The organism is Kitasatospora sp. NPDC058162 (genome assembly GCF_042884005.1).
In the GTDB taxonomy this organism is placed as follows: domain Bacteria; phylum Actinomycetota; class Actinomycetes; order Streptomycetales; family Streptomycetaceae; genus Kitasatospora.
This window is the reverse complement of record NZ_JBHVUS010000047.1, coordinates 1-16489: the sequence shown is the minus strand read 5'-3', so window position 1 is coordinate 16489 and position 16489 is coordinate 1. Positions and strand designations below refer to the sequence as shown.

The window sequence follows — 16489 nt, the reverse complement described above, 5'->3', positions numbered from 1 at the left end:
GCGTCCAGGGCGTTCGAGAACACCGGCCACGAAGGGGCGGGGATGACCAACTCCACGACAGAACCCGTAGCAGGCGAGGAAGTTGACCAGGAGGACGTATCAGCCGACGTGCTCTCCGGGCGGCGCTGGACGACCGCGTTGACCTCACTGGCGGCCGCGATGATGACCCTGGACATCACGGTCGTCAACGTGGCCCTGCCGAAGATCGGCGAGGACCTCGACGCCTCGCTCGACTCCCTCCAGTGGATCGTCAACGCCTACACGCTCAGCTTCGCCGCGCTGCTGCTCACGGCCGGCTCGGTGTCCGACCGGATCGGCCGCCGCCGGATCTTCCTCGCCGGGGTCGCACTCTTCACCGCCGCCTCGGCCGCCTGCGCGCTCGCGCCGAACGCGGCCGTGCTGATCGCGGCCCGCGCCGTCCAGGGCGCGGGCGGAGCGATGGTGCTGGGCACCTCGCTGGCGCTGATCGCCGGGGCGTACGAGGGTGCTCCCGCCCGGTCCCGCACCAGCGCCATCGGCCTGTTCACGGCCGGCGGCGCGGTCTCGGCGGCGCTCGGCCCGCTGGTCGGCGGGGTGGTCGTCGAGTGGCTCAGCTGGCCCTTCCTGTTCGCGGTCAATGTCCCCATCGGGCTGGTCATCCTCTACGGCACGGCGCGCCGGGTGCCCGAGAGCGTCGCCCCCGGTGCGGCGCAGCCGGTCGACCGGGTCGGCGCGGTGCTGGCGGTACTCGCCCTCTTCGCCCTCAACTACGGCATGTTGACCGGCGCGGAGCAGGGCTGGTCCGCGCCGCGGGTGCTCGCCCTGCTCGGCGCCGGGGCGGTGCTGGCGGTGGCGTTCGCCGTCGTGCAGTGGCGCCTCGGCGAGCGGGCGATGCTGGACCTGCGGCTGTTCGCCATCCCCACCTTCAGCGGTGCGGTGCTGCTGAGTTTCGCGGCCCGGATCTTCAGCTTCGGCCTGCTGCCCTTCCTCACCCTGTGGCTGGGCGGCATGCTCGGGCTCTCGCCGTTGCGGATCGGGTTCGTCCTGCTCGCCCAGTCCCTCGCCCTGGTGGTCGGCGCCGCGCTCAGCTCGCTGCTGACCAAGGTGATGTCGATCGGCCGGGTCCTGGCGCTGGGCATGGCGCTGGTGGCCGTTGGCCTGTTCACCGCGGTGGGCATCGGCCCCGGGGACGGCTGGACGGTCGTGCTGCCGATGCTGGTGCTGGTGGGCGCGGGCGCCGGTCTGACCCTGCCGCACCTGCTCGCCCTCGCCGTCGGTGTCGTCCCGGCCGCGCGGGCCGGCACCGCCTCCGGCGCGGCCAACAGCTTCTTCCCGCTGGGTACGGCGACCGGCGTGGCCGTGTTCGGTGCGGTCCTGACCGCCAAGGTCGGCAAGGTGCTGTCGCCGGAGGCCCTGGACCGCCTGGGCGGGCCGTCGGGCGGTGCCGGGCAGGTCCACCGGCTGGTCACGGCGGGCCAGTTCGATGCGGCGGCGGCCCCGTTCCCCGCCGCGGCCCGGGGCGAACTGCTCGACCTGGCTCACTCCGCCTACACCGGCGCCCTGTCCACCATCTTCCTGATCGCCGCCATCGCCGCCTTGGTCGCCGCCGGGGCGAGTCTGGTGCTGATCCGCGAGCAGGACACCCAGCAGCCCGGCTGAGGCCGGACGAGCCACGGGCCCGGTCACCCCTGCCGCTGACCGGGCCCGCCGCTCGCCCCGGCGGGGGACAGCAGCCGCTCCAGGACGGCGCCCAGCACCGCCCGGGGTTGCTCCGAGAGGTAGAAGTGCCCGCCGGGGAAGGCCAGCGACTCGAACGGGCCGCTGGTCCACTCGCACCAGCCGGCCGCCTCCTCGGGAGTGAGCTCGGTGTCCTGGTCGCCGGTCAGGGCGGTCACCGGGCAGGGGAGCGGGCCCTCGGGGGCGGCCGGGTACGTCTCGATCAGCCGGTAGTCGCCCCGCACGGCCGGCAGGACCAGCCGCAGCAGCTCGGGCAGCTCCAGGACCGCCGGGTCCGTGCCGCCCAGCCGGGCCAGTTCGGCACAAAGCGCGTCGTCGTCGAGCAGGTGGACGGTGCCGCCGCGGTGGTACTGCGGCGCCTCGCGCGCTGAGACGAACACCTGGGCGGGCGCCCGGTGGCCCCGGCGCAGCAGGTGCAGGGCCAGCTCGTGTCCGACCGTCGCGCCCATGCTGTGTCCGAACACCGCCCACGGCCGGTCCAGCAACGGGCCCACCGCATCGGCGAGTTCGGCCACCAAGGCCGCCAGGTCGGGCGGTATCGGCTCGTCGAGGCGCTCCGCCCGGCCCGGCGGGCAGACCAGGACGAGGTCCACCTCGGGCGGGAGCAGCTCGGCCCACGTCCGGTAGAGGGCGGCCGAACCGCCCGCGTGCGGCAGGCAGATCAGGCGCAGCGAGGCGTATGGGCGTGGGCGCGGGCGGCGCAGCCACGGGGAGTCGGGCATCTGTGTGGGTCCTCGTGGGGTTGTAACGGATTCGGTCAGCGCTGGGCGGCGTCGGGGAGTGCGAGGTCGGCCTGGTCCGGCAGGTCCGGTACGGCGGCGACGAGCCGGGCGGTCACCGGGTCGGCGGGCGCGGACAGCACCTGCTGCACCGGCCCGCTCTCGCGGACCGTGCCGTCGGCGAGCACCGCGAGCGTGCCGCCGAGCCGGGCGGGCACCGAGAGGTCGTGGGTGACGACGACCAGTGCGACACCCAAGTCCCGACGCAGCTCGTCCAGCAGGGCGACGACCGTGGCGGCCGTCGGCGGATCCAGTGCGCTGGTGACTTCGTCGCAGAGCAGCACCTCCGGTCGCGCGGCGAGGGCGCGGGCGAGGGCGACCCGCTGGCGTTGCCCGCCGGACAGCTCTCCCGGCCGCCGTCCGGCGTGCTCCGCCGTCAGACCGACCCGCTCCAGCAGCCGGTGCACTTCGCCGCGCACGGCCTCGGCGTCCAGCTCCGGCCGGAACAGGCCCACCGGGCGCGCGATGATGCGGCCCACCGGGTGGCGCGGGTTCAGCGAGTCCTGGGGGTCCTGCGGTACGAGCTGGACGCGGCGGAGGTGGTCGCGACGGCGCCGTCGCAGGCCGGCCGGGAGTACGTCGCCGGTGAGCCGGACGGTGCCCGTCCATTCGGGGTGCAGCCCGGCGAGGCAGCGCAACAGGGTGGTCTTCCCGCTGCCCGACGGGCCGACCACGCTCAGGCAGCCACCGGGTGCGAGGGCGAGGGCGATGCCGGAGAGCACCGCCCGGGTGCCGCGGTGGGCGGCGAGTGCCTCGACCTCCAGCACCCGCGCCGAGGCGGCGGCCCCGGCCGGCGGTCGCGCGGCCGGGAGCGTGCTCGCCCGGGCGGCCGCCACCAGCCGCCGCCCGGCCTCGCTCTCCGGTCGGGCGAACACCTCGGCGACCGGTCCCCGCTCGACCACCTGCCCGGCGTCCAGGACCGCCACCTCGTCGGCCACCGAGGCCACCTGGGCCAGGTCGTGGGCGACCAGCAGCACCGCCGGCCCGCCGTCCTCGCGCAGCCGCCGGACGTCCGCCAGCAGGGCGGTGGCCGTGGCCGGGTCGAGCGCGCTGGTCGGTTCGTCGAGCACCAGCAGGTGGGGCCGGTGGGCGAGCGCGCAGGCCAGGGCGACGCGCTGGCGCTGCCCGCCGGAGAGCTCGTGCGGCCGTCGGCGCAGGAAGGCGGGATCGTCCGGCAGCCGGGCCAGCCGCACCGCCGCGCGGATCCGCTCGGGCCGTTCGGCGCGGGGAACGGCCCGAGCGCGCAGGAACTCGCCGATCTGGTCGGCCACGCGCAACGTCGGGGCGAGCGAGGTGCGCGGGTCCTGCGGCACGTACCCGGAGTGCCGGGCGCGCAGCCGCCGCAGCGGCCGGGGCGCCAGGTCGAGCACCGGATGCCCGGCCAGCCCCACCTGCCCGGACCGCAGCGCGAGCCCGGGGCGGATCTCGCCGAGCGCGGCGAGGGCGAGGGTGGTCTTCCCGCTGCCGGACGCGCCGACGAGTGCCAGGATCCGGCCCGGCGGCAGGTCGAGGTCGACGTGGTCGAGCACCAGCGCACCGTCCGGCCCTGTCACGGAGAGCCCGCGGACGCGCAGCACGGAGCGGTCCTCCGGGGTGTCGTTCGGCGTGGCAACTCGGCGACGGCGTCGGGGGGTTGCCCGAGCGGCAGCCGGAGAAGCGGTGTCGACCAGCAGGTTCGCGGACAGCAGCAGGACCAGGATCGCGGCCGCCGGCACGGCGACCGCCAGCGGTTGCAGGGCCAGCCCGTCCCGGTTCTCCAGGATCATCAACCCCCAGTCCGCCGCGGGTGGTTGGGTGCCGTAGCCGAGGAACGACGCGGTGGAGACGATGAACACCGCCCCGACAAAGCGCACCCCGGCGTCGGCCGCCAGCACCGGCGCGAGGTTGGGCAGCACCTCGCGCAGCAGGACGTACCCGGTGCGCTCGTCGCGCGCCGACGCCGCCTCGACGTAGTCGTGCTGCAGCGCCTGGAGGGTCGCCGCGCGCACCACCCGGACGACCTCCGGCAGCAGTACCACGGCCGCCGCCGCGCCGACCCCGAACCCGCCGCGTCCCAGCGCCACCACCGTGACGCTCAGCAGCAGGAAGCCGGGCAGGCTCAGCAGCACGTCCGTCGCGCGCAGCACCCAGGTGTCGAGGCGCCCCCCGCGCAGTGCCGCGAGCATCCCGGCGGCCGCGCCCAGCCCGTACGCGGCGGCGAGCGCGGCCGCCGACTGCACCAGCAGCGCCCGTCCGCCGGCCAGGAGTCGGCTGAGCACGTCCGAGCCGAGGTGGTCGGTGCCCAGCGGGACCGGGCCGCCGGCGGGTGCGTACGGCATGTCCAGGACCTCGCCGCTCCCGTGCGGGGCGAACAGCGGGCCGAGCACGGCGAGCAGGACGACGGCGATGAGCACGCCGCCCGCGGCGACCGTCTGGACCCGCCTCTTTCGTTTCATCAACTCGATTTCCTAGCAGCGGGATTGAGGGCTCTGGCGAGCAGGTCGGCCAGCAGGTTGAGCACGATGGTGAGGCTGGCGACCAGCAGGGCGCAGCCCAGCACGACCGGGGTGTCCCGGGAGGCGGTGGCGTTCACCAGTGCGGCCGCCAGCCCCGGGAAGCCGAACAGCGTCTCGGCGACCAACGTCCCGCCCAGCAGATAGGCGAGGTAGCGGGCGAACACCGGGACGGCGGGCACCACAGCGGCGGGCAGCACCCAGCGCAGCACGACCCGGTGCTCCGGCACCCCGCCGAGCCGCGCGGCGAGGACGGCGTCCGACCCGGTGGCCGCGAGCACGCCCGAGCGCACCAGTCGCACGTTCTGGGCCAGGCTGACCGAGAGCAGCGTGACCACCGGCAGGACTAGCAGCCGGGGTTGGGTGAGCACGCCCTCCCCGGCGGGCGGCACCGAGACCGCCGGCAGCCAGCCGAGACCCACCGCGAACACCAGCACGAGCAGCGTGCCGGTCACGAACTCGGGCAGGCTGACCAGCGTGAGGGTGGCCGCCGACACCGTGCGGTCTGCCGCCCGCCCGGCCCGCAGCCCGGCCAGCAGGCCGAGGCCGAGCGCCAGGGGAACCAGCAGGACGGCGGTCACCGCGCCCAGTAGCAGCGAGTTGCCCGCCCGCTCGGCGATCAGCCGAGCGACCGGCTCGCCGTTGGTGTAGGAGGTGCCGAGGTCGCCCTGGACGGCATGCCACAACCAGTGCGCGTAGCGGGTCCACAGCGGCTCGTCCAGGCCCAGCTGGTGCCGGAGTTCGGCGATCCGTTCCGGTCCGCCGTGGCCGGCCAGCCGGGCGGCGGCCGCATCCCCGGGGGCCAAGGCGGTTGCGGCGAACACCATGACGGACACGGCCAGCAGCGTCCCCGCCGCCCCGCCGAGTACGCGGAGCGGCCTCAGCACGTTCCTCATTCGCTGAGGAAGGCGTCGCGCAGGGAGGGGTAGTCGAAGAACCCGAGGGCCTTGACGCCCTGGACGCTCGGCTTGGCCGCCGCGACCGGCGGGATCCGCGCGAAGACCACGTCGCCGCCGTGCTCGTAGAGGTGGTGCTGGACGTCGTGCACCGCGCGGGTGCGCTTGGCGTCGTCCCCGACCGCCGCGTGCATGGCGGTCAGCAGCCCGTCCAGGGTGGGGCCGGCGGGCCCGGTGAAGGGGTAGGACGCCTTCGAGCCGTAGTACATCGACAGTTGCAGCGGCAGCGGCATCGCGTGGTAGAGGTTGGTCTGCAGTGGGGTGCTGAGCAGGGTCTTGACGTCGGTGTAGTAGTCGGCGGCCGGGATCTTGTCGACGTTCACCGACAGCCCGGCTTCCTTGGCCTGCTGGACGAAGGCGGTGGCGCTCTCCAGGGTGCCGAACTCGTAGTCGCTGGTGCGGACCGAGAGGGTGAGGTCGCCGAGGCCGGCGGCGGCCAGCACCTTGCGGGCCTGCCCGGGATCGTGGGCCGGGCGCGGCAGCGAGGTGTCGTACCAGGACTGGTGGCGGCCGAGCGCGTCGTCGGCGACCTCTCCGTAGCCGAGGGTGACGGTGCGCACCATTGCGTCCCGGTCGACGGCGAGGCGCAGCGCCTGGAGGGCCTCGGGCTTGTCGAAGGGGTGGGCGCCGAGGTTCATGGTGAGCGCCAGGTCGCTCCAGAGTTCCTGCGGTGCGGTCAGCACCCTGAGCGCGGGGTTCTTCGCCTCGGCGCGGGCGGCGGCCAGGGAGATGGCGCCGGCGTAGTCGAACTGGCCGGCCTTCAGCCCGTTCAGGCGGGCCCCGGCGTCGGCGACGGAGACCAGCTCGATCTCGTCCAGGTACGGTCCGCCGCCGGCCGCCGCACCCCAGTAGTCGGAGCGTGCGGCCAGCAGACTGCTCGCGCCCCGGGACCAGCTCTTGAGGACGAACGGGCCCGATCCGACGGCGTGGTCGAAGTCCGTGGTGCCCGCCGGGAAGACGAACATCGACTGGGCGAGGACGAGGTCGAAGAAGCCGTCCGGCGACTTGAGCGCCAGAACGACGGTGCGCGGGTCCGGGGCGGTCGAGGTGGTTGGGTCGAGGGCGCTGAGCAGGCCGCTCTGGGTGGTCGGGTTGGTGGCGAGCGTGCGCAGGCTGAACAGCACGTCCTCGGCGGTCAGCTTGCGGCCGTCGCTGAAGGTCACGCCGTCGCGGACGCGGACGGTCCAGCGGGTCGCGTCCGGGCTCGGCTCGACGGACTCGGCCAGCCGCCAGACCGGCTTGCTGTCCTCGATCTCGCCGAGGGCGTCCCAGACCAGCCGGGCCCGGACGTAGTCGACCGCGCTGCCGGTGGCCTGGAGCACGCTGGTCGACTCGGCGGCCGAGCCGGCGAACGCGGCCCGCAGCCGCCCGCCCTTGCGGGGTGCGACCGAGGAGCCGGTGGCGGCGGTGAGCGGCGGCCGGGTGCCGCCGCTCCCGCACGCGGCCAGCAGGCTGCCGGCCGCGGCGGCCCCGAGTCCGGCGCCGACGCCTCTGAGCAGGGAGCGGCGGGATATCTGATCAGGAGTCACGTGACCTCATTCGGGCGGATGGAGGGTGGGCTCCCCACTCTAGAATGAAACGATAATGCTTTTCAATAAGCTTCCTGGGGGTCTCATGCCCGACCGTTCGCCCGCCCGTACCCGCCGCGCCAAGGGGCTCGACCGATCGACCGCGGCCGCCTGGATCGCGCGCTGGGAGGTCCAGCAGGAGAGGTACGCGGTCGACCGCGAGGAGCGCTTCACGGTGTGATCGGCGACGTGCTGGAGCTGGCGACCGCGAGGAATGCGTGCCGGGGGAGACGAAGCCGGTGAGACGGACCTTGCGGTCCTCCAGGCTCCCCTCCAGGTCGCGGCTGCGGCCGATGAACTCGGTGAGCGACATCGGGGTGACCACGCCGGCCCAGGGATCGGCGGCGGCGCCGGGCGTGGCCGTGGCCGACGGCGCTGCCAGCGGGATGTAGCCGGTCTGCCAGACGCCTCAACCGCTTTTGGCGCTACCGGCACGCCCTCCTGTGGGACCGGCTCGAAGCACTACGGTCGTACGACGGCGGTCCAGTTGGGCGCGGTGGTCGGGGCGAGCGCGCGGAGACGGTCCAGGACGGCCGGGTCCTGGGCGTCGAGCCAGTCGGCGAGTTGGCGGAAGGAGACGCAGCGGACGCCGTCGCGGTGGCAGAGGGTGTTCATCGTCGCCTCGGCGGTCTGGAGCTGGGGTGCGTGTACGGGGGCGAGGTCGGTGTCGATGACGAGGGGCGCGCGGCTGCCGTGGTAGACGCGTTCGAAGGCGTTCAGGTACGTCTGCGGTGGCTGGTCGGTGGAGAGAACCTCGTGTGTGCCGGAGGCGTCGGGGATCCGCTGGAGCGGGAAGTCCCAGATGCCGTCGGTCTGCGTCGGCCAGCGCTGGGCGTCGCCCGATGAGCTGGCGTCGTAGCGCCAGCCGGCGTCCTTCTCGGCGGGGAGCAGGTTCGGGCGGCCCTCCAGGCACGGGGCGCGGCCACCGGCCAGCTCGGTCTGGTAGTCGAAGGGCAGCGGGGGGAGATCGGTGAAGCCGGTCCCGGTCTTCCAGAAGTTCACCATCGAGTAGCCCTGGCCGATCTCGCTCTGCCAGTCGGCGGTCGACCAGTCCCGGCCGCCCTTGGGTCCGCAGAGCTGGCCGATGAAGCCGTCGGCGATCTCGTCGCCGTCCAGCCAGGCCCGGCCGAGCTGTTGGAGGGTCGCGCGGACCTGGGCGTCGGTCGGGAAGGGGACGGCGGCGGTGCCGGCCTCGTGCTGCGGCGGCTGGTACTGCCAGCGCTTCGAGGTGGGGAGCAGGTCGATGCCGCGCAGGAAGAAGGTCACCTCGGCGCCGTTCGCCCTGGCCGCCATACGGGTGCGGGAGAACAGGTGGTTGTCGTCCTCGGTGGGGGCGTCGAAGGAGAAGACCACGAACTGCGGCGGCACCTCACCGGCCTTGAGCCGGGCCACCGGGGGCTGGGCCGGCTGCGGGCCGGTGTCGGAGGTCGAACCGTCGCCGAGCACGGTGACGGAAGCGCCGGGCGCGTCGGCGAGGGGTGTCGACGCGGCGTCGGGGACCCCCTCGGGCCTGCTCCGGCGGTCCGGCCCGGCCGGCATGAAGGCGAGCGCGGCGACCACACCCAGCGCGAGGGTGGCGACCGCACGGCGGCGGTTTCTCATATGTCCTTCGGTCATGGCTGACGGGTGCTCACTCATACGGGTCGCCCGGTTCGGCGATCCGGTGGACCTGGTCCGCCGCCAGGACGGGGACGGCGCTGTCCTGGCCGGAGGGCCCGTCCGGCTGCCAGTGGCCCGTGACTTGGACCCAGGCGCCCTTGGGCGGTGCGTCGGCGCCATGGATCTCGACCTTGCTGGTCTGCGCGTCGGCGGCGCAGCAGGTGATCGTCAGCCGGGTGAGGTACCAGCCGCCTGCGTCGGGTGCGGGCGTGGCGAAGCCGGTGAGGCGGACCTGCCGGTCCTTGAGCGAACCGGTGGTGTCCCAGACGGCGCGGGCGTCGAAGTCGGCGAGCCGCATGGCGATCGGGTCGGTTGTGGGCAGCGGGCCGAAGCCGCCTGCGGCCGCCGCGGGTTTGACGGCGGTGCTGTCCGAGTGCTGTGCGGTGTAGGCGCCGAGCGCTCGGGGTTGGAGCAGGTAGATCGCCAGGACGGGCAGGAGGAGGAGCCACGCGGTGCGGGGTGTGCCGTGACCGTGTCCGTGGTGGGCGTCGGGTGTGTCGGCGTCGTGCTTGGGGCGCAGCAATTCCCGGGCGGCGACGGCTGCGCCGATCAGGCCGACGGCGACGAGCAGTGTGCCGCTCGCGATCAGGTACGGTCGCAGGCCCTTGCGGACGTAGCGCAGGTACAGCTCGCTGAAGAGCGAGATGTGCAGTACTGTCGCACCGACCAGGATGTGCAGCAGCGCCCGGACTTCGCGTCTCACAGGAGCCACCAGCCGGTCACGGCCGCAGCTGTCACGGCGACGGCGAACGTGGCGGCGGAGAAGCGCCAGGCGAAGGCCCGTCCGAAGGTGCCGGCCTGGAGCGCGATCAGCTTGGCGTCCACCATCGGGCCGACGACCATGAACGCCAGCCGCGCGGTGGGCGAGAAGCCGGTCAGCCCGGCCGCGACGAAGGCGTCCGCCTCCGAGCAGACCGCGAGCAGGACCGCCAGCAGGGCCAGGACCAGGACCTCGACGCCCGGCAGGTCGGCGGCGCCCCTGAGCAGGTCGCGCGGCACCGCGACGTTCAGGGTGGCCGCCGTCATCCCGCCGATCACCAGGAAGCCGCCGGCGTGCAGGAAGTAGTGTTCCAGCGAGGCGCGGAAGGCCGCCCAGCCGGTCGGACCGTTCGACGGCACCCGGGGCCGCAGCCACTCCGGGCGGCCGAACCGGGCCCAGAGCAGCCCCATGACGACCGCGGTGGCGAGGGAGGCGAGGAAGCGCGCCGTCACCAGCTCGGGCTGTCCGCGGAAGGCGACGGCGGTGGCCACCAGGACCACCGGGTTGACGGCCGGTGAGGAGAGCAGGAACGCCAGCGCGGCGGCCGGCGCCACCCCGCGCGCGATCAGCCGCTCGGCCACCGGCACGGAGGCGCACTCGCAGCCGGGCAGCACGACCCCGGCCGCGCCGGCGATCGGTACGGCGAGCAACGGGTTCCGCGGCAGCGCCCGCTCCAGCAGCCGCGCCGGGACGAACGCGGCGATCGCAGCAGACAGCACCACGCCGAGAAGCAGGAACGGCAGCGCCTGCACGCAGACGGCGACGAAGACCGCTCCCCAGGCCTCCAGCCACGCCGGGCCCGTCCAATCGCCCAGGAACTGACGGCCGACCAGCACGGCGAGCATCCCGGCGACCAGCGCTTCAAGCGAGCCGGGCGAGCGGACCCGGCGGCGGGTGCGGTCGGTGCCCGCAACAGGGTGCGGCCGGGCCTCGACGGCGGTCTCGTCAGCCATGGCGGCCGGATGCTCCTTCACTGCGGGAATCCGAGGTACGGCCGCACCTGAGCGCGCGGCCGGGGGCGAGTCTAGGCGGTGCCTGCGGAGGAACGCCCGAGACCCCGGACAGGGCCCCAGCCGCGTCCCGGGGCTTGCTCTCCGATCCGAGACGTCGCCGACGGGTCGGGGCACAGCTGCCCGCCACGCGTCCTGGGCGGCGGCCCCGCGCGCCCTTACCACCGGCACCCGGCAGGCAGGTCAACTGCCTGCCAAGCGCTGAGCAAGGTCTCGGCAACGCCATCGTTTCGGACCGATGCTTCTGGTTGGCTGGGAAGCCGGGGCCGGACGAGGGTTCGGAGGGCCGTGCGGAACCGGGGGTTTCGGTGCCGGCGGCCTGAATGCTCGCGAACTCGTCCGTGTCCGGCCCCGAGGCCGGCTGCGCACGCTGTGTGGGGCACAGCGAGCGGACTCTGCGCAGCCGGCACCGCCCGCTCCTGAGTACGGAGTTCAGGGCTGCGGAGCGTCCAGGGAAGGGAGGCCGGGCCGGGCGTCGCGGATTTCAGTCGACGTGCAAGGTGAGCTCGGCGGTGTGCAGTTGTCCGGCGGTCTGGAACTGCAGGAAGACCCGCCAGTTGCCGGGCTCGGCGAGCAGAGCCTGGAAGGTCAGGGTGGGCCCGCCGTGGTCGCCGTTGACGGTGTTCGCCGGGTGGAGGTGGGCCAGTGCCTGGTCGCCCTCGTGGAAGGCGCTGAGGTGGGCGTAGCTGTCCAGGTAGGGCTGGAGGTCGGTGACGGGGCGGCCGGCCTGGCTGACGGTGGCGGTCAACTGGTGTGCGCCGGCCATTGGTTGTGCGTGCAGGGTGACGGTGTAGCCGTCGACGACGGTGCTGCCGGTCGGGGCGGGCAGGGGGTCGGGACAACCTGGCCCGGCACTGTCACGGTGTGGCTGAGGACGAGCTCGCCGGCGTGGGGGCCGGTGTTCGGGATGAAGTCGGCGTACAGCCGCCAGGTGCCCGGAGCGAGGGCGGCGAGATCGGCGGTCCAGGTGCCGTCGTCGGCCATGTCCGGGTGCAGGTGCTGGAAGCCGGTGAGATCGGTGCGGATCGCGTAGAAGTGCAGCTTCTTGGTCTGGTGGACGGTGAAGTCGGTGACGGGGGTGCCGTCAGGGCCGGTGACGGTGAATCGGAAGGCCGTCGGCCGCCCGGCCGGCACGCCGCAGGTCGCGGCGTTCAGACGGTAGCCGTCCTGCTCGGTGGCGAGGCCGCGGGCGAGGCCCTGGGCGGTGCCCGCCGCGTGCGCCATCCCGGGCATTCCCGGCGTGCGCGCCGTCGCGTCCTGGGGTGAGCCGGAGGAGACGGGCGGGACGGATGCGGCCATCCCGAGCACGAGCAGCACGGGCACGCAGGACGCGAGCAGCCAACCTCGGGAGAATGAACGAGGCGGAGAAGCGGTCATCGGCAGGTTCCCTAGCAGGCGCGGCGAAGCCGGCGCCGTCCGGGGTCGAGGAGATTCGGCCTCGCTACAACAGGAGACCGGTGACGGGAACCGCGATAACGGAAAGTCCGGGCTGAGCGGAACGCCCTCGGCGGCGCCGACGGCGGTCGGGCCACGGAGGGCACACAGCGGGTGGCCAGGTTGTCGGCCAGCTCGGCGTCGGCCGGGAGGGAGGCAACGCGGGTGGCGAGATCGGGACGAGTTCTACGGACGTCACGGATTCGCGAGGTCGGCCCCCGCCTTGAGGATCGGTCATGCCGCCTCGATGCCGAGGGCCTCGGCGAAGGGGTCGTCGGGCAGGCGCCAGTGGTCCAATCCGAGGGCGAGTTCGGCGTCGGTTAGCAGGCAGCTGTTCAGCCGCTCGTGGAGCGAGGGGGCGTCGAGGTCGATGCCGGTGAAGGTCAGTTCGCAGCGGCGCTCGCCGTAGTAGGGGTGCCAGAGCAGTGCGGCGAACGTGCGCCGCTCGGCCGACGCCGCCTGCCAGGCCTTGTCGTCGTGCTCGGGCAGCCAGGTGCCCGCGGTCTGGATGGTCAGGTGCTCGCCGGCGGACTCCCAGCGGTGGATGGACCGGGGCCGGTTGGCGAGCCACAGGTGCCCGTGTCCGCGTATGACGTCCGGGCAGATCCGCGCGAGTGCGTCGTGCAGGCGTTGTGGGTGCATCGGCCGGCGGGACGACCAGTACGTGGTGCGGACGCCGAACTCCGGTGCGCGCGGCTGCCGGGGGGCGGGCAGTGGGCCGTGTCGGTCCCGTACGTCGTCGGGGTCGAAGTGGTTCCGGCCGATCAGTGCCGGGAGGTTGGGCGTCCAGAGGGCGCCGGTCAGTGGGTCGTGGCAGATGTGGGTCAGCGAGCGGTACGCGGAGAGGTGGCGTGCCAGGGCGACGGCGCGTGCGGAGGTGGCGGGATCCGGGTCGTGCGCGTTGGAGGTCACCACGGTCCTGGCGCTCGCGAGGTGGCGGGCGGCGGTCTCGGCGACGGTGCGCCGGTCTGTGGGGCCGATGGCCAGTCCCCGGTCCAGGAGCCGGTCACCGCTGCTGAGATCGTCCTCGAGTCGCGACAGGTCGACGGCGGCGGCGACCGTGTCGATGTGCAGGTGGTCGGCGAGTGCCTGCCCGCGGACGTGGCCCTCCGCCACGTCCAGGGCGACCAGGTCCGGCGCCATGCCCGGTGGCAGGGCGAGCAGCAGGTGCCGGTAGCGGGCGGTGCGCGCCAGTTGCAGCAGGACGGCGAGCAGGGCCGGCGGCAGCGCGTCCGGGGAGCAGGGTCGCGCCGGGGTCAGTGTGCCGCCGCCGACCGGTCCGCGGCGTTCGTGCACCTGCCAGGAGGCGGTGCGGGCGTCGGGGGCGACCTGCACGGTGAGCACTGCGAGGCCCGGGACCTCGATGCGCGCCAGGTCGGCGACGCAGTCCCGGACGCCGGTGGCGAGGCCGCCGAGCGCGGTGATCGGCAGCGGGCGGGGCTCGCCCTGCGGGGTCAACTCATTCCTCCTCAGTGCACCGGACGAGTCGGTGTGTGTCAGCTCGCCGTGCCGGGCTTCGACCCGGTGAGGCCGTAGCGGCGCTGGAAGCGCTCGACGCGGCCGGCGGTGTCCAGGACGCGGGCGTTGCCGGTGTAGAAGGGGTGGCTGGCGGAGGAGATCTCGACGTCGATGACGGGGTAGGTGTTGCCGTCCTCCCATTCGATCGTGCGGGTGCTGGTGGCGGTGGAGCGGGTCAGGAAGGCGAGATCGCCGGCCTTGTCGCGGAAGACGACGGGGCGGTACTCGGGGTGGATGCCGGACTGCATGGGGGTCTCCTGGCGGCAGGCGGGGCGGGTGGTCAGCGCTCTTCGCGGAAGTCGACGTGCTGCCGGACGACCGGGTCGTACTTGCGCAGCACCAGGCGGTCGGGGTCGTTGCGGCGGTTCTTGCGGGTCACGTACGTGTAGCCGGTGCCGGCGGTGGAGCGGAGCTTGATGATCGGGCGCAGTTCGTTGCGGGCCATCGGGGTCCTTCCTGGTGTGTCGGGCTGGCGTGGACCTCACCATAGCGTAATGGTTTTCGTTTTCATCTAGTAGTAGTGTCGGCTCAACGTTCGCGGCAGCGGCGGCATGCCCATGGGCTGTCGGCCCCGTCTGCCGCCGCTGTCCTCACCGGCACGGAGTCGCCATGTCCGCCCACTGCCAACTCACCGGCCGCAAGCCCGGTTTCGGCAACGCCATCTCCCACTCGCACCGCCGCACCCGGCGCCGCTTCGATCCCAACATCCAGACCAGGCGCTACTGGCTGCCGAGCGAGGGCCGGTTCGTCCGCCTGACGCTGAGCGCCAAGGGCATCAAGACCGTCGACAAGCTCGGCATCGAGAAGGCCGTCGCCCGGCTGCGGGCCCGGGGGGAGAAGGTCTGATGGCCAAGCGCAGCAAGATCGCCAAGAACGAGCAGCGCCGAGCCGTCGTCGCCCGGTACGCCGAGCGCAGGGCCGAGCTCAAGCGCCTCATCGCCTCGCCCTCGACCGCCCCCGAGGACCGGCTCGCCGCGCAGGCCGAGCTGCAGCGCCAGCCGCGCGACGCCAGCGCCACCCGGGTCCGCAACCGCGACGCGGTCGACGGCCGTCCGCGCGGCTACCTGCGGGCCTTCGGGCTCTCCCGCATCGGTGTACGCCAGCAGGCCCACGCCGGATTCCTGCCCGGTGTGCGCAAGGCCAGCTGGTAGCGCACCGCGTGAACCGGTCGCGCCCCGTGCCACGCGGACTCTCCCGGGTCGCGCCGCCCGGGGCGTGACCCCCGACCTGCCTCGCCGGCCAACGCCGGTGCGGCGCCTGAGAGAGGAAGACCCGTGTCCCAACAGAGGCTGTTGCCCGTGGTGGTGGTTGCCAGCCTGCACGAGGCCGAGCGCCGTCAGGCCGTCCTGGAGTTGCTCGCCGGCTGCGAGGGTGCGGTGGTCCTGCACCACGACTTGGCCGCGGCCGGCGAGGGCAGGGTGGGCCGAAAGGCTTGGGACGCGTCCGGCCCGCTGGGCGAGGCCCTTGTCCCGCTCACCAATGACTGCCCGTGCTGCGCGCTGCGGGAGGACCTGCTACCCGAACTGCTGAAGATCGCCGATGCCGGCAGGCACCGCCTCGTGGTGGTGGAGCTGTGGGGCGGCAGCGACCCGCACCCGCTGGTCGAGGTGATAGCGGGCGGTGAGGCCGACGAACGGTGCATGCACGAGGTGGTGGACGTAGTCGGCGTGGTCACGGCCATCGACCCGCTCCGGGTCGTCCCGGAACTGTCGGTCTCCGACCAGCTCTTCGAGCACCGTCTGCACACCTGCGGCGACGACGACCGCACGGTGGCGGAGGCGCTCGCCCACCAGATCGAGTACGCCGACGTGCTGGCCGTCTCCCACACCGAACAGGCTGCTGGGACGGCGGAGCTGCACGCGGGCATCGCGATGCTGCGTCAGCTCCACCCGACCGCCCGTGCCGCGCGGCTGGGCACCGGAGCCCTCGTCCGTGCGGCGCTCGGGGGATTCGACGTGGCGGCCGCTCGTGACCGGGTCAACCCGGCGCTGGCCCTGCTGCCACAGGCCGCCGACGAGGCAGGCGTGGCCACGCTCGTATGGGAGCGCCGCCGGCCGCTGCACCCGGAGCGGCTCTACCAGGCGCTCGACCAGCTGGTCCCGGCCGCGCAGCGCAGCCGGGGGCGGTTCTGGCTCGCCAACCGCCCCGACCTGATGCTCGCCTGGGACGCAGCGGGGGCCAACCTGGCGGTGGAGGAATGCGGCCCGTGGCTGGCCACGCTGCCGGACGCGGCCTGGGAGCTCTACCCGCCCGCGCGGCGTGCCGCCGCGGCGCTCGACTGGGACGCCGTCCACGGCGACCGGGTGCAGCAACTGAGCTTCACTGCCGAAGGGTTGGACGTGGACGGGATCACCGAACTGCTCGACCACTGCCTGCTCACCGACGCCGAACTCGCGGCCGGCGAGTCGGACTGGAAGGCCCTGCCGGACGCCTTCGAGGAACTGCTCGATCCCGTCGTCGCCTGACGTACGCAACTCTCATGAGAAACAGGGAAGCTGTGATCAAGATCGCCCCCGCCCGCCGGGACCGCAAAGCCCGCCCCAATCCTCTGCACGAAGCGCGGATCACGTACATCGACTACAAGGACACCAACCTGC

At 73.7% G+C, this 16489-nt stretch carries 17 protein-coding genes; 5 read left to right on the top strand and 12 right to left on the bottom strand.

Annotated elements, in window-relative coordinates; all coding sequences use genetic code 11:
- Positions 1-42: 42 nt before the first annotated feature.
- Positions 43-1638, top strand: a complete 1596-nt coding sequence (locus tag ACFVXG_RS41785; protein WP_387935723.1) for an MFS transporter — start codon at positions 43-45, stop codon at positions 1636-1638.
- A gap of 23 nt (positions 1639-1661) precedes the next feature.
- Here ACFVXG_RS41785 and ACFVXG_RS41780 read toward each other — a convergent pair whose 3' ends face one another.
- Genes ACFVXG_RS41780 through ACFVXG_RS41765 form a run of 4 tightly spaced genes read right to left on the bottom strand, consistent with a single transcriptional unit; the run spans position 1662 to position 7472 of the window.
- Positions 1662-2438: a thioesterase II family protein gene (locus tag ACFVXG_RS41780; RefSeq protein ID WP_387935722.1), complete on the bottom strand. Its 777-nt coding sequence runs from the start codon at positions 2436-2438 to the stop codon at positions 1662-1664.
- Positions 2439-2473: 35 nt separating this feature from the next.
- On the bottom strand, positions 2474-4930 hold the full coding sequence (locus ACFVXG_RS41775; protein WP_387935721.1) for an ATP-binding cassette domain-containing protein: 2457 nt from the start codon (positions 4928-4930) through the stop codon (positions 2474-2476).
- Positions 4930-5883 carry an ABC transporter permease gene (locus tag ACFVXG_RS41770; protein ID WP_387935720.1) on the bottom strand — a complete coding sequence of 318 codons (954 nt, stop codon included), beginning with the start codon at positions 5881-5883 and terminating at the stop codon, positions 4930-4932. The genes ACFVXG_RS41775 and ACFVXG_RS41770 overlap by 1 nt, the downstream gene beginning before the upstream one ends.
- On the bottom strand, positions 5880-7472 hold the full coding sequence (locus ACFVXG_RS41765) for an ABC transporter substrate-binding protein (protein WP_387935719.1): 1593 nt from the start codon (positions 7470-7472) through the stop codon (positions 5880-5882). The genes ACFVXG_RS41770 and ACFVXG_RS41765 overlap by 4 nt, the downstream gene beginning before the upstream one ends.
- An 85-nt stretch (positions 7473-7557) precedes the next feature.
- On the opposite strand from ACFVXG_RS41765, the gene ACFVXG_RS41760 reads away from it, so the two are divergent.
- Entirely contained in the window at positions 7558-7692 is a 135-nt protein-coding gene (locus tag ACFVXG_RS41760) for a hypothetical protein (protein WP_387935718.1), read from the top strand.
- Positions 7693-7973: 281 nt separating this feature from the next.
- Here ACFVXG_RS41760 and ACFVXG_RS41755 read toward each other — a convergent pair whose 3' ends face one another.
- From ACFVXG_RS41755 to rpmG, 8 genes are all read right to left on the bottom strand, one after another.
- Entirely contained in the window at positions 7974-9113 is a 1140-nt protein-coding gene (locus ACFVXG_RS41755) for a hypothetical protein (RefSeq protein WP_387935717.1), read from the bottom strand.
- A gap of 28 nt (positions 9114-9141) precedes the next feature.
- On the bottom strand, positions 9142-9873 hold the full coding sequence (locus tag ACFVXG_RS41750; RefSeq protein WP_387935716.1) for a TIGR03943 family putative permease subunit: 732 nt from the start codon (positions 9871-9873) through the stop codon (positions 9142-9144).
- On the bottom strand, positions 9870-10883 hold the full coding sequence (locus ACFVXG_RS41745) for a permease (RefSeq protein ID WP_387935715.1): 1014 nt from the start codon (positions 10881-10883) through the stop codon (positions 9870-9872). Before ACFVXG_RS41745 ends, ACFVXG_RS41750 begins: the two co-directional genes overlap by 4 nt.
- 541 nt (positions 10884-11424) lie before the next feature.
- Positions 11425-11706, bottom strand: coding sequence for a hypothetical protein (locus ACFVXG_RS41740; protein WP_387935714.1), 282 nt, complete (start codon positions 11704-11706; stop codon positions 11425-11427).
- A complete protein-coding gene (locus tag ACFVXG_RS41735; RefSeq protein WP_387935713.1) occupies positions 11685-12263 on the bottom strand; it encodes a hypothetical protein in 579 nt (192 codons plus the stop codon). Before ACFVXG_RS41735 ends, ACFVXG_RS41740 begins: the two co-directional genes overlap by 22 nt.
- Before the next feature lie 345 nt (positions 12264-12608).
- A complete protein-coding gene (locus tag ACFVXG_RS41730; protein ID WP_387935712.1) occupies positions 12609-13832 on the bottom strand; it encodes a GTP-binding protein in 1224 nt (407 codons plus the stop codon).
- A gap of 38 nt (positions 13833-13870) precedes the next feature.
- Positions 13871-14140 carry a type B 50S ribosomal protein L31 gene (locus ACFVXG_RS41725; RefSeq protein WP_387935711.1) on the bottom strand — a complete coding sequence of 90 codons (270 nt, stop codon included), beginning with the start codon at positions 14138-14140 and terminating at the stop codon, positions 13871-13873.
- 32 nt (positions 14141-14172) lie between these two features.
- Positions 14173-14337, bottom strand: a complete 165-nt coding sequence (gene rpmG / locus ACFVXG_RS41720; RefSeq protein WP_030461239.1) for a 50S ribosomal protein L33 — start codon at positions 14335-14337, stop codon at positions 14173-14175.
- A gap of 164 nt (positions 14338-14501) precedes the next feature.
- Here rpmG and rpmB point away from each other — a divergent pair, with 164 nt between their 5' ends.
- The 3 genes from rpmB (at position 14502) to ACFVXG_RS41705 (ending at position 16357) form a co-directional block, all read left to right on the top strand.
- Positions 14502-14738, top strand: a complete 237-nt coding sequence (gene rpmB / locus ACFVXG_RS41715) for a 50S ribosomal protein L28 (RefSeq protein WP_387935710.1) — start codon at positions 14502-14504, stop codon at positions 14736-14738.
- Positions 14738-15043: a 30S ribosomal protein S14 gene (gene rpsN, locus ACFVXG_RS41710; protein WP_387935709.1), complete on the top strand. Its 306-nt coding sequence runs from the start codon at positions 14738-14740 to the stop codon at positions 15041-15043. The genes rpmB and rpsN overlap by 1 nt, the downstream gene beginning before the upstream one ends.
- A gap of 123 nt (positions 15044-15166) precedes the next feature.
- Positions 15167-16357: a CobW family GTP-binding protein gene (locus tag ACFVXG_RS41705; RefSeq protein WP_387935708.1), complete on the top strand. Its 1191-nt coding sequence runs from the start codon at positions 15167-15169 to the stop codon at positions 16355-16357.
- The last annotated feature ends 132 nt before the right edge of the window (positions 16358-16489 follow it).